The organism is Pseudomonas sp. BW7P1 (genome assembly GCF_024981055.1).
In the GTDB taxonomy this organism is placed as follows: domain Bacteria; phylum Pseudomonadota; class Gammaproteobacteria; order Pseudomonadales; family Pseudomonadaceae; genus Aquipseudomonas; species Aquipseudomonas bananamidigenes.
In genome coordinates, this window is the sequence record NZ_CP103374.1 from 5,267,058 (window position 1) to 5,290,270 (window position 23,213).

Below are 23,213 nucleotides of genomic sequence, written 5' to 3' on the forward strand. Positions count from 1 at the left end.
AGCATTTGTGGACTAACGTACTGTATGTCCTATAGGACATCACCCTCGGATAGATTAATCTAGGCCGGTTTTTTTGCCCGCCGCCGGAGCCTTTCCCCATGTCCATCCAAGAGATCCGCCATCCGCTGATCCGTCACAAACTTGGCCTTATGCGCCGTGCAGACATCAGCACCAAGAATTTCCGTGAGCTCGCTCAGGAAGTCGGTGCCCTGTTGACCTATGAAGCGACCAAAGACCTGCCACTGGAAACCTACGATATCGAAGGTTGGTGCGGCACTGTGTCGGTCGAGAAAATCGCCGGCAAGAAAATTACCGTCGTGCCGATCCTGCGTGCCGGCATCGGCATGCTCGAAGGCGTGCTCAGCCTGATCCCGGGCGCCAAGGTCAGCGCCGTCGGTGTTGCCCGCAACGAAGAAACCCTGCAGGCCCACACCTACCTGGAAAAACTGGTTCCGGAAATCGACGAACGCCTGGCGATGATCATCGACCCGATGCTCGCCACCGGCAGTTCCATGGTCGCGACCATCGACCTGCTGAAGAAAGCCGGCTGCAAAGACATCCGCGCCATGGTGCTGGTAGCAGCGCCGGAAGGTATCGCCGCCGTCGAACAGGCCCACCCGGACGTGATCATCTACACCGCGTCCATCGATCAGAAACTCAACGAGCACGGTTACATCATTCCTGGGCTTGGCGATGCCGGTGACAAGATCTTCGGCACCAAGCAGAAGGACTCGTAACCATGCAGGATGAGTTCAACGATCCGCTCTGGCGCACGGTGCTGTCGGGCGCGCAGATGCTGTTCGTGGCGTTCGGCGCTCTGGTGCTGATGCCGCTGATCACCGGCCTGGACCCGAACGTGGCGCTGTTCACCGCAGGTCTGGGCACGATCCTGTTCCAGATCGTCACCGGGCGGCAGGTGCCGGTGTTTCTGGCGTCGAGCTTTGCCTTCATCACCCCGATCATTCTCGCCAAGGGCCAGTTCGGCCTCGCCGCGACCATGGGCGGCGTGATGGCAGCCGGTTTCGTCTACACCTTCCTCGGCCTGGCCGTGAAAATCAAAGGCACCGGGTTCATCGACCGCCTGCTGCCGCCGGTTGTGATCGGGCCCGTGATCATTTCCATCGGCCTGGCCATGGCGCCGATTGCCGCGAACATGGCGATGGGCAAGGCCGGTGACGGCTCGGAACTGATTCATTACCAGACCGCGATGATGATCTCGATGCCGGCGCTGCTGACCACGTTGATCGTGGCGGTATTCGGCAAGGGGATCTTCCGCCTGGTGCCGATCATCTCCGGCGTGCTGGTGGGCTTTGCCCTGTCCTTCTACTTTGGCGTGGTCGATACCGCGAAGATTGCCGCGGCACCGTGGTTCGCCCTGCCGAACTTCACCGCTCCGGAGTTCAACTGGCAGGCGATCCTGTTCATCGTCCCGGTGGCGCTGGCGCCGGCCATCGAACACATCGGCGGCGTGATTGCGGTCGGCAGCGTGACCGGTCGCGACTACCTGAAGAAGCCGGGCCTGCATCGCACCCTGCTGGGGGACGGCATCGCCACCACGGCTGCCGGCCTGTTCGGCGGTCCGCCCAACACCACCTACGCCGAAGTGACTGGCGCAGTGATGCTGACCAAGAACTACAACCCGAAGATCATGACCTGGGCGGCGATCTTCGCCATCGCCTTGGCGTTCATCGGCAAGTTCGGCGCCCTGCTGCAAAGCATTCCGGTGCCGGTGATGGGCGGGATTCTGTGCCTGCTGTTCGGTTCGATTGCGGCGGTGGGGATGAACACCCTGATCCGCCACAAGATCGACCTGGGCGAGGCGCGCAATCTGGTGATCGTTTCGGTGACCCTGGTGTTCGGCATCGGTGGTGTGCTGATCGGTACCGGCAATGGCCCGGACGACTTCGGCCTCAAAGGCATCGCGCTGTGCGCGGTGGTGGCGATTGCGCTGAACCTGATCCTGCCGGGCAACGACAGCTGGAAACACAAGAAGGCGGATGAGCCGCTGCTCTGATTCCAGCAGTCAGATCAGCTTGTCTTTCAGATAGCCTTCGCGGGCAAGCCCGCTCCCACATTTAATCCCCTGTGGGAGCGGGCTTGCCCGCGAAGCTTTTGATTTTCAGAGGGCCAACGGCGCCCGCTCACACAACGTCGCCAATGCCTTCGCCCATTGCGGGTCATCGTTCAGGCACGGCACCAGCACCAACTCCTCTCCTCCCGCTTCGCGGAACTGTTCCTTGCCGCGATCGCCGATCTCTTCCAGGGTCTCGATGCAATCGGCAACAAACGCCGGGCACATCACCAGAATTTTCTTCACGCCGCTTTTGGCCAGTTCGTCGAGTCTTGCCTCTGTGTAGGGTTCGATCCACTTCGCCCGGCCCAGCCGCGACTGAAACGATACCGACCATTTGCCGTCCGGCAGTCCCATGCGCTCAGCGAACAAGGCCGCCGTGCGCAGACATTGCGCACGATAACAGGTGGCCAATACGGCAGCCGAGGCGTTCTTGCAGCAATTGTCACCCTTCAAGCAATGATTGCCCTTCGGATCGAGCTTGGTCAGGTGCCGCTCCGGCAAGCCATGAAAACTCAGCAGCAGGTGATCGTAATCCTGCTGCAGGTGCGGTCGGGCACTCGCCACCAGCGCATCGAGGTATTCCGGTTGATCGTAGAAAGGCTGCAACACCGACAGTTGCACATCGAGTTTTTTCTCGCGCACCACCCGCCTGGCTTCTTCAATCACGGTGGTGGTGGTGCTGTCGGCGAACTGTGGATAAAGCGGCGCGAGGGTGATGCGTTTGTGTCCCGCCGCCACCAGCTTCAGCAGGCCCGTCTCAATGGATGGCTCGCCGTAACGCATGGCCAGCTCCACCGGACCGTGGCCCCACCGCGCCTTCATCTGCTGTTGCAAGCGACGGCTGAGCACCACCAGCGGCGAACCCTCATCCCACCAGATCGACGCATAGGCGTGAGCCGACTGTTCGGGGCGCTTGATCAGGATCAGCGACACCAGCAGACGCCGCACCGGCCAGGGCAGATCGATCACGTACGGGTCCATCAGAAATTGATTGAGGTAGCTGCGCACGTCGGCCACTGAAGTGGAAGCCGGCGAACCCAGGTTGACCAGAAGCAAGGCGTGATCGGTCATGCAACGTCCTATTTCAAAGGCGGCCGGACAGATCGTCCAGGGCCGCGCGTAAATCCGTGAACCGGAAACTGAATCCGGCTTCCAGCAAGCGTGCCGGCGTGGCCCGCTGGCCACCCAGCAACAACAGTGACATTTCGCCGAGCCCGACCTTCAAGGCCAGGGCCGGCATCGGCATGAACGCCGGGCGGTGCAGCACGCTGCCCAGCGTTCTGGCAAATTCGCGATTGCGCACAGGTTTTGGCGCGCACGCATTATAAGGACCACTCGCCTGATCGCGGTGCAGAAGAAAATCAATCAGGGCGATTTGATCGTCGATATGAATCCACGGCATCCACTGCCGACCATTGCCCAAAGGCCCGCCCAGCCCGAGCTTGAACGGCAGCAACAGGCGCGGCAAAAAGCCGCCCTCGGCCGACAGCACCAGCCCGGTCCGTACCAGCACCACGCGAATGTCCATGGCTTCGGCGCGCTGTGCGGTTTCCTCCCAGGCGATGCACAACTGACTGGCGAAATCGTCGATCACCGGCGGCGACTCTTCCGTCAATTCGCGTTCGCCACCGTCACCGTACCAACCCACCGCCGACCCCGAAATCAGCAGCGACGGTTTCTGCCCGCGATTTTCCAGCCACGTCAGCAGCGTCTCGGTGAGGGTGATCCGGCTGCTCCACAGCAACGCCTTGCGCCTGTGAGTCCATGGCCGGTCGGCAATCGGTGCACCGGCGAGGTTGACGATCACGTCCACCGCTTCGTCGCCAAGCTCTTCCAGACGCGCAATACCACGCACTTGAGCGCCGCAGAGGGTCGCGACCTTTTCCGCACGACGGCTCCACACGGTCAACCGGTAGCCTTGACCCGACCAGTACCGACAGAGCTGGCGGCCGATCAATCCAGTACCGCCGGTCAGCAATATGTGCATGACGTCTTCCTCACGTGGCGTTTTACTTCGATCACTAGTCTATTTTTATAGGCAGGGATCTTTTCTATCAGGCAGGTTCTATTGTTTAACAATAGGCCAAGCTGTCAGAACCAAAACGCTGGAAGTTATACCAAAAAACATAATTGTACAGGTTTCATCCACGGCGTAGTCTGTACAGAAAGGTAAACGAGGCCCCTATGACTGTACCCATCGCAATCATCGGTACCGGCATCGCCGGACTCTCCGCCGCCCAGGCCCTCACAGAGGCCGGGCACTCCGTCCAGTTGTTCGATAAAAGCCGCGGCAGCGGCGGGCGCATGTCGAGCAAGCGCAGCGATGCCGGCTCATTGGACATGGGCGCTCAGTATTTCACCGCCCGCGACCGGCGCTTCGTGACCGAGGTTCAGCGCTGGCAGAGCAAAGGCTGGGTCGCCGAGTGGACACCGCAGCTCTACACCTTTCATGGCGGACAACTGAATCTGTCACCGGACGAACAGACCCGCTGGGTCGGCTCGCCACGCATGAGCGCCATCACCCGTGGCCTGCTCGACGGCCTGGAAGTGCACTTCGCCTGCCGGATCACCGAGGTCTATCGCGGTGAAGAGCACTGGCATTTGCAAGACGCAGAAGGTTTTACGCACGGGCCGTTCAGCCACGTGGTGATCGCCACCCCGGCACCTCAGGCCACCGCATTGCTGGCCGCCGCACCGAAACTCGCCGGAGCCGCCGCCGGTGTGAAGATGGACCCGACCTGGGCAGTCGCCCTCGCCTTCGACACGCCGCTGGATACGCCCATCGAAGGCTGCTTCGTACAGGACAGCCCGCTCGACTGGTTGGCCCGCAATCGCAGCAAGCCGGGACGCGACAACACCCTCGACACCTGGGTCCTGCATGCCAGCAGTGCCTGGAGCCGCCAGCACATCGACCTGTCCAGGGAAGCGGTGATCGAGCACTTGCACGGCGCCTTCGCCGAGTTGCTGCACAGCGCGATGCCGGCACCGACCTTCAGTCTGGCTCACCGCTGGCTCTATGCCCGCCCGGCCACCAGCCATGAATGGGGCACGCTGGCGGATGCCGATCTTGGACTTTATGCCTGTGGTGACTGGTGCCTGTCAGGAAGGGTCGAAGGGGCCTGGCTCAGCGGCCAGGAAGCTGCACGTCGCCTGCACGAACACCTGCAATGAACCGCATCAATCCGAGCAAGTTGCTGCTGTCGAAATGGACAGCAGCCCTCCCGCAAAACCGCGAGAAACATTTTCTGGTGACCGAGCTGCATCGCGACGAAGACGGCGTGGTGCAGGAAGTCGAGTTGCAGGCCGTGCTGACTCGGCGCTGCGAACAAATGGACTGGCATGCCCTGCAGGATGACAGCCGCTGGAGAATGGGCTGGCGATAATTTCGATATTTTCTTGTACAAATAATTTGACTTGTACACCCACGAATCTATGCTGAAGGAGAGTTGTACAGAAATGATCCTCTGTACAAATTTAGATTCGAGGTGTCTTCATGTCCGATGCTTCTCCACCGAAAATCGCCATCAGCGCCTGCCTGATGGGGGCCGAAGTGCGCTACAACGGCGGACACAAAGAATCGCGCCTGTGCACCCACACACTCACTGAATATTTCGATTTCGTCCCGGTGTGTCCGGAAGTCGCGATCGGTCTGGGCATTCCCCGCGAACCGATTCGTCTGGTAGGCGACCCTGATCATCCCCGGGCGCTCGGCACTGTCCATCACCAGACCGACGTCACCGATGAACTGGCCGTCTACGGCGAGAAAATGGCCGATGAGCTCAAGGACATCTGCGGCTACATTTTCATGCAGCAATCGCCATCCTGCGGACTTGAAAGGGTCAAGGTCTACCATCCCAACGGCTCGCCGATCGGCAGCGGGCGCGGGATCTATGCCCGGGCATTCTGTGACCGGCATCCGGACCTTCCCGTGGAAGAAGCCGGGCGCCTGAACGATCCGGTCCTGCGGGAAAATTTCATCACCCGAGTGTTCGCCTACAGCGACTGGCAACACGTGCTTCGGCAAGGCTTGAGCCGCCGCGCCCTCACCGATTTCCACTCCCGCTACAAGTACCTGCTGATGGCTCACAACCCGGTGCAATACAAGGCCCTGGGTAATCTGCTGGGCAACATGGGGCGGATCGATCCCGTGGAAATCGGCCCGCGCTATTTCAGCCAGTTGATGACGGCGCTCTCCACCTGCGCTACGCGCCGCACCCACAGCAATGTGTTGCAGCACATCAGCGGCTACCTGAAACGAGCCATCAGCGCCGAAGACAAACAGGAAATGCAGCACGTCATCGGCCAGTACCGCCACGGCATCGTGCCGCTGGTGGTGCCGTTGACACTGCTCAAGCATCACTTTCGTCAACACCCGGATCCGTACATCGCGCAACAGGTTTACCTGCAACCGCACCCGGAAAATCTCAGCCTGCGAAACGCCATTTAATGAACGACACACCCGACAGCAGCGCCCGCGAAGACCTCGGCGCCGACTTCAAGAAAGCCCTCGACGAGGGCTGGTTGCCGATACGCGAGGTCGCACGCCAGACCGGCGTCAATGCGATCACCCTGCGCGCCTGGGAGCGCCGCTACGGACTGATCGTGCCCCAGCGTACCCCCAAGGGTCACCGCCTGTACTCGGCCGAGCACGTACTGCGCATCCAGAACATTCTCACCTGGCTCAACCGTGGCGTGGCGGTCAGTCAGGTCAAACCGTTGCTCGACACTCCCCAGGTCATCGATGAGCCACCGGAAAATGAATGGCAGCCTCTGCGCCAGGCCGCCCTGCTGGCGGTCACCCGGTTGAATGAACGCAGCCTCGACGACAGCATCAACCAGGCCATGGCGCTGTATCCACCACGCACCCTGTGCGAGCAATTGCTGATGCCGTTGCTGGCGGATCTCGAACAGCGCTGGCAAGGCCAGTTCGGCGCGCAGATGGAGCGGGTGTTTTTTCATTCCTGGCTGCGTAGCAAATTCGGCGCACGCATCTACCATAACAATCGTCAATTGCGCGGCGCACCGCTGCTGCTGGTCAATCAGTCGGATCTGTTGCTCGAGCCACACCTTTGGCTTTGCGCCTGGCTGATCAGCAGCGCCGATTGCCCGGTGCAGGTGTTCGACTGGCCGTTGCCGGCGGGGGAGCTGGCGCTGACCGTCGATCACCTGCAAGCCCGCGGCGTCCTGCTGTATTCCAGCAAAGCCATGAACTCCGGTCAGTTGCCAAAACTGTTGAGCGGCATCGATTGCCCAAAAATGATTGCCGGACCCACGGTGTGCATCCACCACGCCGAGTTGTCCGCAAGAACCACCGAGATCGCTGATCTGCACCTGGCCGACGATCCCCTGTCGGCCCATCGGGCGCTCCTTCAGCGTGGGTTGATTTAATGAATCGGGCCGAGAACACCATGCAATTGATCTGGCTGCGCAGCGATCTGCGCCAACATGACAACACCGCCCTGACGGCCGCCGCCGAGCGTGGTCCGACCGTGGCCGTGTACCTGTTGAGCCCCGAACAATGGCAGGCACATGACGATGCACCGTGCAAGGTCGATTTCTGGCTGCGCAACCTGCGGGAACTGAGCAAAAGCCTCGGCAAACTGAACATCCCGCTGCTGATACGCAGCGCCCCGCACTGGGATCAGGCCCCGGCAGTACTGCTTGAGCTGTGCCGGCAACTGCAGGTCGAAGCCGTTCATGTGAATGAGGAATACGGCGTCCACGAAAGCCGCCGCGATGCTGCCGTTGCCGAGAAACTGCGGGCCGAGGGGATCGCATTTCAAAGTTATCTCGATCAGTTGCTCTTCAAACCCGGCAGCGTCCTGACCAAGACCGGCAGCTACTTTCAGGTGTTCAGCCAGTTCCGCAAAGTCTGTTATGAACGTCTGCATCACTCGATACCGGGACTGATAAAGGTTCCGTCAGCCCAGGCGCCACTGACGTTGAAGAGTGATTCGGTACCCGATGCCATCAAGGGTTTCCCGGCACCGTCACAATCCTTGCGGGATCTGTGGCCCGCCGGCGAAGCCGAGGCCCGACGCCGGCTCGACACGTTCACCGATGAGCAGATCGACTACTACAAAAGCGAGCGCGACTTTCCGGCCAAACCCGGCACCAGCCAGCTCTCGGCCTACCTTGCTGCCGGTGTGATTTCGCCGCGTCAGTGCCTGCATGCCGCGCTGCAAAGCAATCAGGGTGAATTCGAGAGCGGCAAGGTCGGCGCCGTCACGTGGATCAACGAACTCCTTTGGCGTGAGTTCTACAAACACATCCTGGTCGGTTATCCACGGGTTTCCCGGCATCGCGCGTTCCGTACGGAAACCGAAGCCCTGGCCTGGCGCGATGCGCCTCAGGAACTCGCAGCCTGGCAAGAGGCGCGCACCGGCGTGCCGATCATCGACGCGGCCATGCGTCAATTGCGCGAAACCGGCTGGATGCACAATCGCCTGCGGATGGTCGTAGCGATGTTCCTGACCAAAAACCTGCTCATCGACTGGCGCGAAGGCGAACGCTTTTTCATGCGTCATCTGATCGATGGCGACCTGGCAGCGAACAACGGTGGCTGGCAGTGGAGCGCATCGACCGGTACCGACGCGGCACCCTACTTCCGGATCTTCAACCCGATCAGCCAGTCGGAAAAGTTCGACAGCGAAGGCCTGTTCATCAAGCACTGGCTGCCCGAACTGGCCGGGCTGAACAAAAAAGAAGTGCACGACCCGGCCAGTGCCGGCGGGCTGTTCGGTGTCGCAGGCTATCCATCGCCGATCGTCAACCTGAGCACCTCACGGGAGCGGGCGCTGACAGCGTTCAAGAAGCTGCCCTCCCGCGCGTCTGTCGGAGAAGGCCATGAGTGAATTTCTGCGCCGTTTCGCCCGCCGGTTTGCGCAACTGAACAAGGACAACCTGCACACTCTGGACGCGCTCTACAGCGAGGACATTCATTTCACCGACCCTTTGCACGAGGTGCAGGGGCTGAAGCAACTGCGCGACTACTTCAATGAGCTGTACGCCAACGTCAGCGAATTGCGCTTCGACTTTCACGGTTTTGACCAGATCGGCGACTGTGAAGGCTATCTGCGCTGGGTCATGAGTTACCGCCACCCGCGTCTGGCCGGCGGACGGTTGATTCGGGTCACAGGCTGCTCGCACCTGCTCTGGCGCGACAAGGTTTATCGCCATCGGGATTATTTCGATGCCGGGGCGCTGCTTTACGAACATTTACCCATATTGGGCCGGGTGATCACCTGGCTGAAAAGGAGACTGGGATGACCCGTTCGACTCCACGACGTTACTGGCTGACTGGCGCCAGCAGTGGCATCGGCGCAGCGCTGGCTGAAGAAATTCTGAAAGCCGGGGCGCACCTGGCGGTCAGCTCCCGTCAGGTCGCGCCACTCAGAGTGTTATCGCAGCGCTACCCGGGTCAAGTGCTGGTGGTGCCGGGGGATCTGACCGACAGTCAGACCGTTCGGGAAATCGGTGAACAGATCGCTCAGGCCTGGGGATCGCTGGACACCGTGATCCTCAACGCGGGCACCTGCGAATACGTTGACGCCAGGCAGTTCGATGCCTCGATCGTTGAACACGTTGTGCGCACCAACCTGCTGGCCAGCAGTTATTGCATCGAAGCCGCTCTGCCCCTGCTGCGCAAAGGAACCGCGCCGCATCTGGTGGGCATGGCCAGTTCCGTGACCTACGTGCCGCTGCCCCGCGCCGAGGCCTACGGCGCGTCGAAGGCCGGATTGCGTTATCTGTTCGAGTCATTGCGCATCGATCTGGCAGACGAGGGCATCGAAGTCACGCTTATCAGCCCGGGCTTCATCGAGACGCCGTTGACAGCAAAGAATGATTTCCCGATGCCCTTGAGCTGGACTGCGGATAAAGCTGCACGGTACATCTTCGCCCGACTCAAGGAACGGCCACTGGAAATCGCTTTTCCAGCGCTGTTCATTGCAGCTCTATGGCCGCTGTCAAAAATGCCCGCCCGGTTACAGCTCGCCATTGGCAAGCGCATGGTACGCAGCTCCCCCCCCATGCGGGACATCATATGAACATCGCGATTGTCGGCAGCGGGATTTCCGGACTGACCTGTGCTCATCTGCTCAATCGTCGACATGAGGTCACGGTGTTCGAAGCCGGCGACTGGATCGGCGGCCATACGCACACGGTAAACGTCACGGTTGATGGCTCTGATTACGCGATCGACACCGGCTTCATCGTGTTCAATGACTGGACCTATCCGAACTTCATCCGTCTGCTCGGCCAATTGGGTGTCAGCAGCCGACCGACCGAGATGAGTTTCTCGGTAACCGACCCCGATACCGGCCTGGAATACAACGGCAACAACCTCGACAGCCTGTTCGCTCAGCGCCGCAACCTGTTTTCACCGGGTTTCTGGGGCATGCTGCGCGACATCCTGCGTTTCAACAAGCAAGCCCGGCGAGACCTCGCCGAACAGCGGATCAGCGGCGACACCACGCTGGACGACTACCTCAAGGCCGACGGCTACGGCGAGCGCTTCATCCTGCACTACATCGTGCCGATGGGTGCGGCGATCTGGTCGATGCCGATGGCCGAGATGCTGAATTTTCCGTTGCAGTTCTTCGTGCGCTTCTTCGAAAACCACGGTTTGTTGTCGGTCAACAATCGCCCGCAATGGCGGGTGATCGAGGGTGGTTCCAGTGCCTACATTGCGCCGCTGATCGCGCCATTCAAAGATCGGATTCGCTTGAATTGCCCGGTCACCCGCATCGACCGCGACGAACATGGCGTGATGATTCACAGCCCTGCGGGCATCGAACATTTCGACAAGGTCGTGCTGGCCTGTCACAGCGATCAGGCGTTGCGACTGCTGGGCAGTCCCGGCCGTGCAGAAAGAGAGATCCTCGGCGCACTGCCTTATGCCGACAATGAAGTGGTGTTGCATACGGATACCCGCCTGCTGCCGACACGCAAACGGGCCTGGGCCAGCTGGAACTACCGCCTCGGCGGAGCCGGCCACACCCAGGCGACCGTGACCTACGACATGAACATTCTGCAGGGCATCCAGAGCGATACCACTTTCTGCGTCAGCCTCAACCAGAGCGCCGGGATCAGCCCATCCAAAGTGCTGGGCCGCTTTACCTACGCCCACCCGCAATACAGCCTCGCAGCCGTGGCGGCCCAACGGCGCTGGGCCGAACTCGATGGCGTGCAACACACCCATTACTGTGGCGCCTACTGGGCCAACGGTTTTCATGAAGACGGCGTCGTCAGTGCTCTGCGTGTCGCCGCCGCGTTCGGAGAAAGCCTGTGAACAGCGCGCTCTACAGCGGATGGATCGCCCATCGGCGCTTCGCCCCACGCCGTCATGAGTTCCGCTACCGGATCGGGTTGCTCTATCTGGATCTGACCGAACAGGACGCCGTGCTGAACCTGTCACCGCTGGCCGGCAAAAGCCGCTTTGCACCGTTTTCGTTTCGCGAGAGCGACTACCTCAAGACCTTCACCGGTCGCGGTGTGCGCCTGGTCGATGCCGTGCGTTTGCAAGTGGGGGCGGCTCTCGGTCATGAACCGCAGGGCGCGATCTGTCTGCTGACCCAACCGCGCAGCTGGGGCCTGGCATTCAACCCCGTGAGTTTCTTTTATTGCCACGAAGCCGACGGGCAACTGGCGGCGATTCTCTGCGAAGTCAGCAACACGCCGTGGCGCGAGCGTTATCACTATGTGCTGCCGGCGCGAACACCGACCAGCGTGTGCGACTTCCATCAGCACTTTGCCGTGGCCAAGGCGTTTCATGTGTCGCCGTTCCTGCCACCGGATATTGAATACCGCATGAGCTTCAGCCCCGCTGCGCAAACCCTTGGCGTGCACATGGCGGACTGGCAGGGCGAACACAAACTGTTCGACGCCACGCTCAACCTGAAACGCGAACCTCTTGATCAGCGCAACCTGCACAGACATCTATGGCGCTTTCCGTGGATGACCGCGAAAACCGCCCTCGCGATCTATTGGCAGGCCCTGCGCTTGCTGCTCAAGCGCACCCCGCTGTTTCCCCATCGGACGGCCGACGACAGCTTTCGTACCGCCACTGTCTCTCCCGAGGAGCACCGCCATGAAATCCTCTAGCGTTTCGGCCAAAAGCTTACCGCTCAGTTCGCACGGCATCACCAGCTCGCTGCTGCGCCGTGGCGTTCTGCGTCAACTCTCACAGCTCAAGCAGGGGCAACTGGTGGTGATCGAAGACGGCGAGCGCCAGGTCTTCGGAACGCCGGGCAGCGCACTGGTGGGCGAGATTCATGTCCTCGACGCGGCGGCCTGGGGCATGGTCGCGGGCAACGGTTCGATCGGCGCCGGTGAAGCGTTCATTCACGGCTACTGGAGTTCACCGGACCTGACCGCCGTGGTGCGCGTCTTCGTCAGCAACCTTGAGGTGCTGGACGGCATGGAGGGCGGACTGGCGACGATCGGCCGGGGGCTGGCGCGCGGTCTGCATTGGCTCAATCGAAATACGCGCAAGGGTTCGCAGAAAAACATCGCCGCGCACTACGACCTCGGCAATGACCTGTTCGAACAGTTTCTCGACCCGACCATGATGTATTCGGCAGCGCAGTTCCTCAGCCCCGACGACAGTCTGGAACAGGCACAACTGAACAAGCTGGAACGGATCTGCCGCAAACTTGCCCTGCAACCCGACGATCACCTGCTGGAAATCGGCACCGGGTGGGGCAGCATGGCGCTGTACGCCGCGCAGCACTATGGCTGCAAAGTCACCACGACCACGCTGTCCAAAGAGCAATACGCATTCACCGCCCGGCGCATCGAAAACCTCGGTCTGCAGGATCGGGTGACGCTGTTGCTCAAGGACTACCGCGACCTCACCGGCCAGTACGACAAACTGGTGTCGATCGAGATGATCGAGGCCGTCGGCCATCGCTTCCTGCCCACCTATTTCAAGCAATGCGCGCACCTGCTCAAGAGCAACGGCCTGATGCTGCTGCAAGCGATCACCATCCGGGAGCAGCGCTACGAGCAGGCCAGGCGCGGCGTGGATTTCATTCAGCGCTATATCTTTCCCGGTGGCGCCCTGCCGTGTGTACAGAAGATGCTCGAAATCGTCAGCCGGGACACCGACATGAACCTGCTGCACATGGAAGATTTCGGCCTGCACTACGCCCGGACCCTGAACCTGTGGCGCGAGAACTTTCGCCACGCCCACGGTCGCCTGACCGAATTGGGCTACGACGATTATTTCCTGCGGCTGTGGGAGTTTTACCTGTGTTACTGCGAGGGCGGATTCCTCGAACGCACCATTGGCACCGCGCAAATGCTGCTGGCCAAACCGGGGGCGATGCCGGCACCCCTGCTTGGGCGCTTTGATGCCTGAGCGGATCGCCAATGCGCTGCTGTTCCAGATAGGCTGGCTGGCCTGCGTGCTCGGCGGCAACAGCTTGTGGTTGCTGATGGCACTGGCGGTATTGGTGATTCATCTGCGATGGGTCAGCAGTTGGGCGGCGGAAGGTCGCCTGATTCTCAGCGTGGTGATTATCGGTACCGCCGTGGACAGTGCCCTGCGCAGCCTCGGGGTCTTCGAGTTCAAGGATCTGTCACCGCTGATTCCACTGTGGCTGATGTTGCTGTGGGCGCTGCTCGCCACGACGTTGCGCCATTGTCTGCAATGGAGCGCTCGTCCCTGGTGGTTGGCGAGCGCACTCGGGGCCGTCGGTGGTGCATTGTCGTACTGCGCGGGCGGACGGCTGGCCGGGGTGCAATTTCCCTACGGCGAGCTACCGACCCTGATTGGCATCGGTATGTTGTGGGCGTTGCTGTTCCCGTTGTTGCATCACGTGTCCCGTCGTCTGGCGTAATCATCGTCCGTCAGCGCTTTCACACGTTTGAGAATCACTGCCGTACACTGCGCCCATGAAGACCATTCCTCTACAGTCGGTCGACGAGCCCGTCATCACCTGCGCGACTTGCGCAGCCTGCTGTTGCCGGCTCGAAGTCATGCTGATCACCGACACCGGCGTGCCCGAACGCTATATCGATACCGATGATTGGGGCGGGGAAGTGATGCTGCGTCTGGACGACGGCTGGTGCGCCGCGCTGGATCGCGACACGATGATGTGCACCATCTACGACAAACGCCCGCTGATCTGTCGCGAATTCGAGATGGGCGCGCCGGAGTGCATCGACGAACGCCAGGGGATAACCACGGCGTATCGTTGAATACAAAAAAGGAGCGCCTGGCGCTCCTTTTTCATCGGATTTACAACGGCAACGTGTAGTGCAGCGAGTAGCTTTCCACACCGTCGTTGTTGCTGCTCAGACCGGCGTTGGAATAGTGCGTGGCACGGATTCCGACTTCATGCCCGCCATTGAATCGCAGGCCGAAACCGATGCGGTCTTCGAACTGGAAGGCCCCACCGATATTGTTGTCTTCGTACTGGGTGTTGGAGAACAACGCCACCCCGATCCCTGCTTCGACGTAGGGTTTGACCGACTGACCGGCGAATTCGTAAACAAAAACCGGCGAGAACGAGAGACTGTTGTTGCTGGAGGTCTTGTCACCTTCCCAGTAAGTGTAGGCTCCGCTCCAGTAGCCGGTCAGGCGACCGGTATCGCTTTGCAGCCAGCTCTTGTCCCAGTCGAAATTCATCCCCAGGCGATAGGTCATCGTTGAATCGCTGGTAGCACCAACCCCGAATTCGACGCCAGCAGCCTGCGCGGTAAAACTTTGCCCCATCAGTGCAGCCGCAATCGCGGCCAAGCAGAATAGTCGCTTCACGTTGAAACTTCCTTTTCCGGAACGATCGTTTGGTTTTTAGGTAACTCAGCGGTATAGAAATCGGCGCTTAAACAGAAGTTCACCCGATATTCGGGTTATTTCACAATCTTTTTACAAGTGGAAGCGTTGCACATCGCCCGGCGTTTGTCCCAGCAACGGCAAAATGTTTTTCAAGAACTGCGGATCGGCACTGGTCCAGAACTTCGCGGGCCGGCTCGGACCGGCGGCGAGCAGCTCCCGCTCGGCCAATAATCGCTGAAGTTGCCTGGCCACGGCGGCGCCCGTATCGATCAGACTGATGTCGTCAGCAAGCATCGTCTTGAGCATCGGCTTCAGGAACGGATAGTGGGTGCAGCCGAGAATGATCGTGTCGCAACCGGCGGCCAGCAACGGTTCGACGTAACGGCGCAGCAGCTCCTGCAGCGCGGTGCTGTGCAGGTCACCGCTTTCGATCAGTTCCACAAGCCCGGGGCACGGTTGGGTGATGACCCGGATATCGGTGGCGAAACGATCAAGCAACGCCGCGAATTTCGCACTCTGCAAAGTGCCGGTGGTGGCGAGCACGCCGACCACGCCACTGCGCGTCGCGGCGGCAGCCGGCTTGACTGCAGGCTCCATGCCGACGATCGGCCAGTCGGGGAAATCACGCCGCAGGTCGGCGACGCCGGCCACGGTCGCGGTATTGCAGGCGATCACCAGCGCCTTGGCACTCTGTTCACGGAAAAAACCGGCCATCACATTGCAGCGCTGGCGGATGAACTCCGGAGACTTCTCGCCATAGGGAATGTGCCCGCAATCGCCGAGATAGAGCAGCGATTCATTGGGCAGCAGCCGCTGGATTTCCGCCAGCACCGACAGGCCGCCGACGCCGGAATCGAAAACGGCGATCGGCGCCTCACGCATGCTGCTTGCCACAGACGCTGCATCCCGGATCACGCTTGACCCGCAACTCACGAAAGCGCGAGCCCAGTGCATCGATCAACAACAGGCGGCCCACCAGAGGCTCGCCGAACCCCGCCAGCATCTTCAAGGCTTCCAGCGCTTGCAGGCTGCCGACCAGGCCGACCAGCGGCCCGACCACGCCGGCCTCGCTGCAGGTCAGCTCGGCTTCGCTGCCGTGGCCGTACAGGCAGTGGTAGCAAGGGCTCTGGGCTTGACGCGGGTCGAACACCGACAGTTGCCCTTCAAGACGGATCGCCGCGCCGCTGACCAGCGGTTTGGCCGCAGCCACACACGCGGCGTTGACCGCTTCGCGGGTGGTGAAGTTGTCCGAGCAGTCGAGCACCAGATCCACCGCTGTCACGGCGGCGGCGAGAGAATCCTCGTCCAGCGCCCGACGGTGGGGCACCAGTCGAATGTCAGGATTGATTGCGCTCAGGCGCTTGAGCGCCGAGTCGACCTTGGTCATGCCGACGCTGTCGGTGTCGTGAATGATCTGGCGTTGCAGGTTGGTCAGGTCGACCGTATCGAAGTCCGCCAGATGCAGCTCGCCCACACCCGCCGCTGCCAGATACAAGGCAGCCGGCGCGCCGAGCCCACCGAGGCCGACGATCAGCACTCGGCTGTCCTTGAGCTTCAACTGGCCATCGATGTCGATGTGTTGCAGCAAGATCTGCCGGCTGTAGCGCAACAATTCCTGATCATTCAGCACGGCAGGCGCCCCAGGCTGATTCGTTGATGACCGCCCAGATCGGTGCGGCTGTGGACTTCTTCGAAACCTTGCGTCAGCAGCAGATCGCGCACGGCTTCGGCTTGATCATAGCCGTGTTCGAGCATCAGCCAGCCACCGGCCTCCAGATGGGCCGGCGCCTGAGCGATGATCAGGCGTATATCGTCGAGCCCGTCGATACCGGCCACCAAGGCGCTTTCCGGTTCGAAACGCACATCACCTTCGACCAGGTGCGGATCGGCGGCGCGGATGTACGGCGGGTTACTGATGATCAGCTCGAAACGCTTGCCTTCGAGGGCGCTGAACCAGTGACTGCTCAGCACCGTGACATTGTTCAGGTGCAGGCGCTGACGGTTGCGCTCGGCCAGGGCCACGGCTTCCAGCACGCGATCCACGGCGGTGACGTTCCATGCCGGACGCTCACTGGCCAGGGCCAGGGCAATCGCTCCGCTGCCGGTGCCCAGATCAAGCACCCTGGCCGCAGTCGCCGGCAGCAGTTCCAGTGCGGCCTCCACCAGCAATTCGGTGTCCGGGCGCGGAATCAACGTGTGCGGCGCGACTTCCAGATCAAGTTTCCAGAAACCCTGCTGGCCGAGAATGTAGGCCACCGGCTCGCCACTGCGACGACGCTGCAGGTATTCGGCGAAGACCAGCACGGCTTCGCTGGGCACGATGCGCTCGGGCCAGGTGTGGAGAAAGCTGCGGGACTTGCCCAGCGCCGCGGCGAGAAGCAGTTCGGCATCCAGGCGTGCAGTGGGCGAGTCCGGCAATTCGGCGGCGCGCAACAGGCTGGCGATGATGGTCATTTACTCACCTATCGCTGCCAGTTGGTCGGCCTGGTATTCGGCCAGCAACGGCTCGATCACTGCTTCGACGCCGCCCGCGAGAATTTCGTCCAGGGAATACAGGGTCAGGTTGACGCGGTGGTCGGTGACCCGGCCCTGGGCAAAGTTATAGGTGCGGATCCGCTCGGAGCGGTCGCCGGAACCCACCAGCAATTTACGCTCGCTGGCGATGGCGTTGGCCGCTGCTGCGGTCTGCTGGTCGTTGAGCTTGGCCGACAGCCAGGCCATCGCCCGCGCACGGTTCTTGTGCTGGGAACGTTCTTCCTGGCACTCGACCACGATGCCGGTCGGCAAGTGGGTGATACGGATCGCCGAGTCGGTCTTGTTGACATGCTGACCACCGGCCCCGGAGGAGCGGTAAGTATCGACGCGCAAGTCCGCCGGGTTGATCTCGATTGCTTCCTGCTCGTCCGGCTCCGGCAACACGGCCACGGTGCAGGCCGAGGTGTGGATGCGGCCCTGGGATTCGGTGGCGGGCACGCGCTGTACGCGGTGGGCGCCGGACTCGAATTTCAGCTTGCCGTAGACATTGTCGCCCTCGACCCGGGCGATAACCTCTTTATAGCCGCCATGCTCACCCTCGCTCTCCGAGAGAATTTCCACGCGCCAGCCACGTTTTTCGGCATAGCGCGAGTACATGCGAAACAGGTCACCGGAGAAGATCGCCGCCTCGTCACCACCGGTGCCGGCGCGGATTTCGAGGAACACGTTGCGCCCGTCGTTGGGATCCTTGGGCAGCAGCATGCGCTGCAACGTGGCTTCCAGTTCGATGAGTTGCTCTTTGGTTTCGCGGACTTCTTCCACGGCCATTTCGCGCATGTCCGGGTCGCCGTCCTTGAGCAGCGCCTGGGCGCCTTCCAGATCGGCCTGGGCCTTGAGCAGCTGTTTATAGGCTTCGACGACCGGCTCGACTTCGGCGTATTCCTTGGAATAGGCGCGGAACCTGGTCTGGTCGGAAATGACTTCGGCGTCGCCAAGCAGCGCCGTCAGTTCCTCGAAACGGTCCTGGAGGATATCCAGCTTATTGAGCAGTGACGCTTTCATTGCGGTTTTTTATCCGAAAAGCTGTCCGGTGAGCCCTCAAGGGCAAAGAGTTCCTGGGCCATGGCCAGCGCATCGAGGCGGCCTTCGGCAGAAAGCTTTTTCAACTGTACGCTCGGTGCGTGCAGGAGTTTATTGGTCAGGCCACGGGCCAACTGGCTCAGCACATCTTCGGCATTGCCGCCGTTGGCCAGCAGACGCAGGGCCTTTTGCAGCTCTTCGTCACGCAGGCGCTCGCTCTGCTGACGATAGGCCTTGAGCACATCGACGGCGGCCAGTTCGCGCAGACGCACCATGAAATCGTCGGCACCGACCGAAACCATCTCTTCGGCGGCCTGGGCCGCGCCCTGACGACTCTTGAGGTTCTCGGCGACCACTTCGTGCAGATCGTCGACGCTGTAGAGGTAAACGTCGTCGAGTTCGCCGACTTCCGGTTCGATGTCCCGGGGAACGGCAATGTCGACCATGAAGATCGGTTTGTGCTTGCGCTGCTTGAGCGCGCTTTCCACGGCGCCCTTGCCCAGGATCGGCAACTGACTGGCGGTGGAACTGATGACGATATCACTGCGTACCAGTTCCGCCGGGATATCCGACAGCAGCACCGCATGGGCACCGAACTGCTCGGCCAGCAGGCTGGCGCGCTCCAGCGTGCGGTTGGCCACCACGATCCGCTTGACGCCCAGTTCGTGCAGATGACGGGCGACCAGGGTGATGGTCTCGCCGGCACCGATCAACAGGGCCTGGCTGCGTTGCAGGTCGCTGAAAATCTGTTTGGCCAGGCTGACGGCGGCAAACGCCACGGACACCGGGTTTTCGCCGATGGCGGTGTCGGTGCGTACCTGCTTGGCGGCGTTGAAAGTTGCCTGAAACAAACGCCCGAGCAACGGCCCGATGGTGCCGGCCTCACGGGCCACGGCGTAGGCCGATTTCATCTGGCCGAGAATCTGCGGTTCGCCCAGCACCAACGAATCGAGCCCTGAGGCGACGCGCATCATGTGACGAACTGCCGCATCATCTTCATGCACATACGCGCTCGCGCGCAGCTCTTCGAAGCTTAAATGGTGATAGTCGGCCAGCCAGCGCAGCACGATATCGGCCGAAAGCTGATCCTGTTCTATATACAGTTCACTGCGATTGCAGGTGGAAAGGATCGCAGCTTCGCGGCTGTCGGTGAGCCGGCAGAGCTGCTGCAGGGCCTCCACCAGCTGCTCAGGAGTAAAGGCCACGCGCTCGCGGACGTCTACGGAAGCAGTCTTGTGGTTGATACCGAGTGCAAGGAAGGCCATTCAAAGTCGCTGATGGTGACGTGAAGCCGGCAATTGTCCTACTTCGTCAGATTCAGAACAACTACCGCTGACTATTGTCCCAATTGTCGGCCCCTATAATGGCCACAATCGAGACTCGGTTATGTTTGGCCGAAGGCTTGTGTCATGATGATCCGACCGCAGGTTAGTCGTCCTCTTCCTATATGAATAGATCTTCCGCGTTGCTCCTTGCTTTTGTCTTCCTCAGCGGCTGCCAGGCCTTGGCCCCCGTTTCGCACGATGGCACCCCGTCGGTCGAAGACACCACGCCAGCCCCTGAAAAGCCCAAGGTTTACAGCTCGTTCAGCGAGGAAACCGTGTTCAGCCTGCTGAGTGCCGAACTCGCCGGCCAGCGCAATCGTTTCGACATCGCCCTGGACAACTACGTGACCCAGGCCATCAACACCCAGGATCCGGGCGTTTCCGAACGTGCATTCCGTATCGCCGAATACCTGGGCGCAGACCAACCGGCCCTCGATACCGCGCTGATCTGGGCGAAAAACGCCCCCGACGACCTCGAAGCGCAACGCGCCGCCGCCGTGCAACTGGCCCGTGCCGGGCGCTATGACGACTCGATGATCTACATGGAGAAGGTCCTGCAAGGCAAGGGTGACACCCATTTCGACTTCCTCGCCCTGTCGGCCGCCGACACCGATCAGGACACCCGCAACGGCCTGATGAAAAGCTTCGACCGCTTGTTGCAGCGTCACCCGCACAACAATCAGCTGATTTTCGGCAAGGCCCTGTTGATGCAACAGGATGGCGATCTCAAAGGTGCGTTGACCCTGCTTGAGGACAATCCGCCGGACGACGGCGAAATTGCCCCGATCCTGCTGCGCGCGCGCCTGTTGCAAGGGTTGAACCGCGGCGGCGAAGCCCTGCCGCTGCTGCAAAAGAACATCAGGAAGTATCCGGAAGACAAACGCCTGCGCCTGACTTACGCGCGGATGCTGGTGGAACAGGACCGGATGGATGACGCCAAGGTCGAGTTCTCCACTCTGGTCCAGCAATACCCGGAAGACGACGAACTGCGTTACTCGCTGGCGCTGGTCTGCCTGGAAGCCAAGGCCTGGGACGAGGCCAAGGGTTACCTGGAAGACCTGATCGCCCGGGAAAGCCACGTCGACTCGGCCCACTTGAACCTGGGTCGCATCGCCGAAGAACGCAACGACCCGCAGGGTGCACTGATCGAGTACGCCCAGGTCGGCCCCGGCAACGACTATCTGCCGGCGCAACTGCGTCAGGCCGACATCCTGATGAACAACGGCAAGACCGCCGAAGCCCAGAGCAAGCTGGCTGCCGAACGCGATGCGCAACCGGACTACGCCATCCAGTTGTACCTGATCGAAGCCGAGACCCTGTCCGCCAACAATCAGGGCGACAAAGCCTGGAAAACCCTGCAACAGGCGTTGCTGCAGTATCCGGACGACCTGAATCTGCTCTACACCCGAGCCATGCAGGCGGAAAAACGCAATGACCTGGCGCAGATGGAAAAAGACCTGCGCCAGATCATCAAGCGCGATCCGGACAATGCCATGGCGCTCAATGCCCTCGGCTACACGCTGTCGGATCGCACCACCCGCTACGCCGAAGCCAAGGCGCTGATCGAGCAGGCACACCAGATCAACCCGGAAGATCCCGCGGTACTCGACAGCCTTGGCTGGGTGAATTTCCGCATGGGCAACCTGGATGACGCCGAGAAATACCTGCGCCAGGCCCTGGAGCGTTTCCCCGATCACGAAGTCGCCGCTCACCTGGGCGAAGTCCTGTGGGCCAAGGGCAATCAACGCGAAGCGAAACAAATCTGGGGCAAGTTCCTCAAGGATCAGCCCGACAGCACCATCCTGCGCAGCACCATCAAGCGCCTGACCGGATCCGAGACTCTTTAACTCATGTTTTTGCGCCACGTCATCGTTTTCAGCCTCATCGCCCTGCTCGCCGGTTGCGCGGGCTTCGGCGCCCGCGAGTCCGTCGAGGGTCATGGCAGCCCTGTACAATGGGCCGCGAACAAACAGCAACTGAGCGGCCTCGACGGCTGGCAGATCGACGGCAAGATCGGCATCCGCGCCCCGAAAGATTCGGGTAGTGGCACACTGTTCTGGCTGCAACGCCAGGATTACTACGACATTCGCCTGTCCGGCCCGCTGGGTCGGGGCGCGGCGCGGTTGACTGGTCGCCCGGGCAAGGTTTCGCTGGAAGTCGCCAATCAGGGCCGCTATGACGCGCAGTCTCCGGAAGCGCTGCTTGAAGAACAGCTCGGCTGGAAACTGCCGGTATCGAATCTGTCCTGGTGGGTTCGCGGCCTGCCGGCTCCGGCCAGCAAAAGCCGTCTGACGCTCGATGCCGACAGTCGCCTGGCCAGCCTGGATCAGGACGGCTGGCAGGTTGAATATCTCAGTTATGCACAGCAGGACGGCTATTGGCTGCCCGAGCGTATCAAGCTGCACGGCACCGACCTGGACGTGACCCTGGTCATCAAGACCTGGCAACCACGCAAGCTGGGGCAATAAGCATGACCGCTCCACGCCTGACACTGCCTTCACCCGCCAAACTCAACCTGATGCTGCACATTCTGGGTCGCCGTGCAGACGGCTATCACGAATTGCAGACGATTTTTCAGTTTCTTGATTACGGCGACGAAATCACCTTCGCCGTTCGCGACGATGGCGTGATCCGCCTGCACACCGAATTCGACGGCGTCCCCCACGACAGCAACCTGATCGTGCGCGCGGCGAAAAAACTGCAGGAACAATCCGGCTGCGCCCTCGGCATCGACATCTGGATCGACAAGATCCTGCCGATGGGCGGCGGCATCGGCGGCGGCAGCTCGAATGCGGCGACCACCCTCCTCGGCCTCAATCATTTGTGGCAACTGGGCTGGGACGACGATCGGCTGGCAACGCTGGGCCTGAGCCTGGGTGCGGATGTCCCGGTCTTCGTGCGTGGGCACGCCGCTTTCGCCGAAGGTGTCGGCGAGAAACTGACTCCGGTCGAACCCGCCGAACCGTGGTATGTCGTGCTCGTGCCGCAAGTCTCTGTTAGTACGGCAGAAATTTTTTCAGATCCATTGTTGACACGTAACACGCCGCCCATTAAAGTGCGCCCCGTTCCCGAGGGAAACAGTCGAAATGACTGCTTGCCGGTGGTCTCAAGGCGTTATCCAGAAGTACGTAACGCATTGAATTTGCTAGGTAATTTTACCGAAGCAAAACTTACCGGAACTGGAAGTTGTGTGTTTGGGGGCTTCCCAAGCAAAGCTGAAGCTGATAAAGTCTCGGCCCTTCTGACAGAGACCCTTACAGGGTTTGTAGCAAAAGGAAGCAACGTTTCGATGTTGCATCGCAAGCTGCAAAGTCTGCTCTAACGGAATCAAGTGCGCGGCACTTGAAAGCAACAGATACAGGGGCGTCGCCAAGCGGTAAGGCAGCAGGTTTTGATCCTGCCATGCGTTGGTTCGAATCCAGCCGCCCCTGCCATTTTCCTATACTCATCCAGGTATACCCTCAGCCTTCAGGTA

Annotated in this window: 25 protein-coding genes and 1 tRNA gene; 18 read left to right on the plus strand and 8 right to left on the minus strand. The window is 60.9% G+C overall.

From position 1 onward, the window contains the following. Positions 1–98 precede the first annotated feature (98 nt). Together upp and NWV16_RS23675 are read left to right on the plus strand one after the other, a co-directional pair. Positions 99–737 (plus strand): uracil phosphoribosyltransferase, encoded by a 639-nt coding sequence (upp, locus tag NWV16_RS23670; protein ID WP_260520969.1) that lies wholly within the window; start codon positions 99–101, stop codon positions 735–737. 2 nt (positions 738–739) lie between these two features. Beyond that, the gene (locus NWV16_RS23675; protein WP_260520970.1) at positions 740–2,014 is read left to right on the plus strand and encodes a uracil-xanthine permease family protein; all 1,275 of its coding nucleotides are present in this window, start codon (positions 740–742) and stop codon (positions 2,012–2,014) included. A gap of 105 nt (positions 2,015–2,119) precedes the next feature. Here NWV16_RS23675 and hemH read toward each other — a convergent pair whose 3' ends face one another. Both hemH and NWV16_RS23685 read right to left on the minus strand, forming a co-directional pair. After that, complete coding sequence (gene hemH, locus NWV16_RS23680) at positions 2,120–3,145, minus strand: ferrochelatase (protein WP_260520971.1); 1,026 nt, start codon at positions 3,143–3,145, stop codon at positions 2,120–2,122. Between the two features lie 13 nt (positions 3,146–3,158). Then, positions 3,159–4,061, minus strand: a complete 903-nt coding sequence (locus NWV16_RS23685) for a TIGR01777 family oxidoreductase (RefSeq protein ID WP_260520972.1) — start codon at positions 4,059–4,061, stop codon at positions 3,159–3,161. Between the two features lie 197 nt (positions 4,062–4,258). Between NWV16_RS23685 and NWV16_RS23690 the strand changes: the two genes are divergently transcribed. From NWV16_RS23690 to NWV16_RS23745, 12 genes are all read left to right on the plus strand, one after another. After that, positions 4,259–5,245 carry an NAD(P)/FAD-dependent oxidoreductase gene (locus NWV16_RS23690; protein ID WP_260520973.1) on the plus strand — a complete coding sequence of 329 codons (987 nt, stop codon included), beginning with the start codon at positions 4,259–4,261 and terminating at the stop codon, positions 5,243–5,245. Beyond that, on the plus strand, positions 5,242–5,457 hold the full coding sequence (locus tag NWV16_RS23695; protein ID WP_260520974.1) for a TIGR02450 family Trp-rich protein: 216 nt from the start codon (positions 5,242–5,244) through the stop codon (positions 5,455–5,457). Before NWV16_RS23690 ends, NWV16_RS23695 begins: the two co-directional genes overlap by 4 nt. Positions 5,458–5,567: 110 nt before the next feature. After that, positions 5,568–6,521: a YbgA family protein gene (locus NWV16_RS23700; RefSeq protein WP_260520975.1), complete on the plus strand. Its 954-nt coding sequence runs from the start codon at positions 5,568–5,570 to the stop codon at positions 6,519–6,521. Next, positions 6,521–7,462: a MerR family transcriptional regulator gene (locus NWV16_RS23705; protein ID WP_260520976.1), complete on the plus strand. Its 942-nt coding sequence runs from the start codon at positions 6,521–6,523 to the stop codon at positions 7,460–7,462. Before NWV16_RS23700 ends, NWV16_RS23705 begins: the two co-directional genes overlap by 1 nt. 20 nt (positions 7,463–7,482) lie before the next feature. Further along, positions 7,483–8,928, plus strand: a complete 1,446-nt coding sequence (gene phrB, locus NWV16_RS23710; RefSeq protein WP_260520977.1) for a deoxyribodipyrimidine photo-lyase — start codon at positions 7,483–7,485, stop codon at positions 8,926–8,928. Beyond that, the gene (locus NWV16_RS23715; RefSeq protein ID WP_260520978.1) at positions 8,921–9,343 is read left to right on the plus strand and encodes a nuclear transport factor 2 family protein; all 423 of its coding nucleotides are present in this window, start codon (positions 8,921–8,923) and stop codon (positions 9,341–9,343) included. The genes phrB and NWV16_RS23715 overlap by 8 nt, the downstream gene beginning before the upstream one ends. Beyond that, positions 9,340–10,122, plus strand: a complete 783-nt coding sequence (locus tag NWV16_RS23720) for an SDR family oxidoreductase (RefSeq protein ID WP_260520979.1) — start codon at positions 9,340–9,342, stop codon at positions 10,120–10,122. Before NWV16_RS23715 ends, NWV16_RS23720 begins: the two co-directional genes overlap by 4 nt. After that, complete coding sequence (locus NWV16_RS23725) at positions 10,119–11,366, plus strand: NAD(P)/FAD-dependent oxidoreductase (RefSeq protein WP_260520980.1); 1,248 nt, start codon at positions 10,119–10,121, stop codon at positions 11,364–11,366. Before NWV16_RS23720 ends, NWV16_RS23725 begins: the two co-directional genes overlap by 4 nt. Continuing rightward, positions 11,363–12,178 carry a DUF1365 domain-containing protein gene (locus NWV16_RS23730; protein WP_260520981.1) on the plus strand — a complete coding sequence of 272 codons (816 nt, stop codon included), beginning with the start codon at positions 11,363–11,365 and terminating at the stop codon, positions 12,176–12,178. Before NWV16_RS23725 ends, NWV16_RS23730 begins: the two co-directional genes overlap by 4 nt. Then, positions 12,165–13,436: a cyclopropane-fatty-acyl-phospholipid synthase family protein gene (locus NWV16_RS23735; RefSeq protein ID WP_260520982.1), complete on the plus strand. Its 1,272-nt coding sequence runs from the start codon at positions 12,165–12,167 to the stop codon at positions 13,434–13,436. Before NWV16_RS23730 ends, NWV16_RS23735 begins: the two co-directional genes overlap by 14 nt. Next, positions 13,429–13,917: a DUF2878 domain-containing protein gene (locus NWV16_RS23740; protein WP_260520983.1), complete on the plus strand. Its 489-nt coding sequence runs from the start codon at positions 13,429–13,431 to the stop codon at positions 13,915–13,917. Before NWV16_RS23735 ends, NWV16_RS23740 begins: the two co-directional genes overlap by 8 nt. Before the next feature lie 55 nt (positions 13,918–13,972). After that, positions 13,973–14,278 (plus strand): YkgJ family cysteine cluster protein, encoded by a 306-nt coding sequence (locus NWV16_RS23745; protein WP_260520984.1) that lies wholly within the window; start codon positions 13,973–13,975, stop codon positions 14,276–14,278. Between the two features lie 40 nt (positions 14,279–14,318). Here the strand turns inward: NWV16_RS23745 and NWV16_RS23750 are convergent, their stop codons facing one another. The 6 genes from NWV16_RS23750 to hemA form a co-directional block, all read right to left on the minus strand. After that, a complete protein-coding gene (locus tag NWV16_RS23750) occupies positions 14,319–14,837 on the minus strand; it encodes an acyloxyacyl hydrolase (RefSeq protein WP_065261206.1) in 519 nt (172 codons plus the stop codon). A 111-nt stretch (positions 14,838–14,948) separates the two neighbouring features. Further along, a complete protein-coding gene (gene murI / locus NWV16_RS23755; RefSeq protein ID WP_260520985.1) occupies positions 14,949–15,740 on the minus strand; it encodes a glutamate racemase in 792 nt (263 codons plus the stop codon). After that, complete coding sequence (locus tag NWV16_RS23760) at positions 15,733–16,488, minus strand: molybdopterin-synthase adenylyltransferase MoeB (RefSeq protein WP_260520986.1); 756 nt, start codon at positions 16,486–16,488, stop codon at positions 15,733–15,735. Before NWV16_RS23760 ends, murI begins: the two co-directional genes overlap by 8 nt. Beyond that, positions 16,482–17,312 carry a peptide chain release factor N(5)-glutamine methyltransferase gene (gene prmC, locus NWV16_RS23765; protein ID WP_260520987.1) on the minus strand — a complete coding sequence of 277 codons (831 nt, stop codon included), beginning with the start codon at positions 17,310–17,312 and terminating at the stop codon, positions 16,482–16,484. The genes NWV16_RS23760 and prmC overlap by 7 nt, the downstream gene beginning before the upstream one ends. After that, positions 17,313–18,395, minus strand: coding sequence for a peptide chain release factor 1 (prfA, locus tag NWV16_RS23770; RefSeq protein ID WP_260520988.1), 1,083 nt, complete (start codon positions 18,393–18,395; stop codon positions 17,313–17,315). Next, positions 18,392–19,678, minus strand: a complete 1,287-nt coding sequence (gene hemA, locus NWV16_RS23775; RefSeq protein ID WP_260520989.1) for a glutamyl-tRNA reductase — start codon at positions 19,676–19,678, stop codon at positions 18,392–18,394. Before hemA ends, prfA begins: the two co-directional genes overlap by 4 nt. 182 nt (positions 19,679–19,860) lie before the next feature. On the opposite strand from hemA, the gene NWV16_RS23780 reads away from it, so the two are divergent. The 4 genes from NWV16_RS23780 to NWV16_RS23795 all read left to right on the plus strand — a co-directional run bounded on the left by NWV16_RS23780 (position 19,861) and on the right by NWV16_RS23795 (position 23,172). Continuing rightward, positions 19,861–21,585 (plus strand): tetratricopeptide repeat protein, encoded by a 1,725-nt coding sequence (locus NWV16_RS23780; RefSeq protein ID WP_260520990.1) that lies wholly within the window; start codon positions 19,861–19,863, stop codon positions 21,583–21,585. Between the two features lie 3 nt (positions 21,586–21,588). Beyond that, a complete protein-coding gene (gene lolB / locus NWV16_RS23785; RefSeq protein WP_260520991.1) occupies positions 21,589–22,206 on the plus strand; it encodes a lipoprotein insertase outer membrane protein LolB in 618 nt (205 codons plus the stop codon). Positions 22,207–22,208: 2 nt separating this feature from the next. Next, a complete protein-coding gene (gene ispE, locus NWV16_RS23790) occupies positions 22,209–23,060 on the plus strand; it encodes a 4-(cytidine 5'-diphospho)-2-C-methyl-D-erythritol kinase (RefSeq protein ID WP_260520992.1) in 852 nt (283 codons plus the stop codon). Positions 23,061–23,097: 37 nt separating this feature from the next. Then, positions 23,098–23,172 (plus strand) — tRNA-Gln (locus tag NWV16_RS23795). The last annotated feature ends 41 nt before the right edge of the window (positions 23,173–23,213 follow it).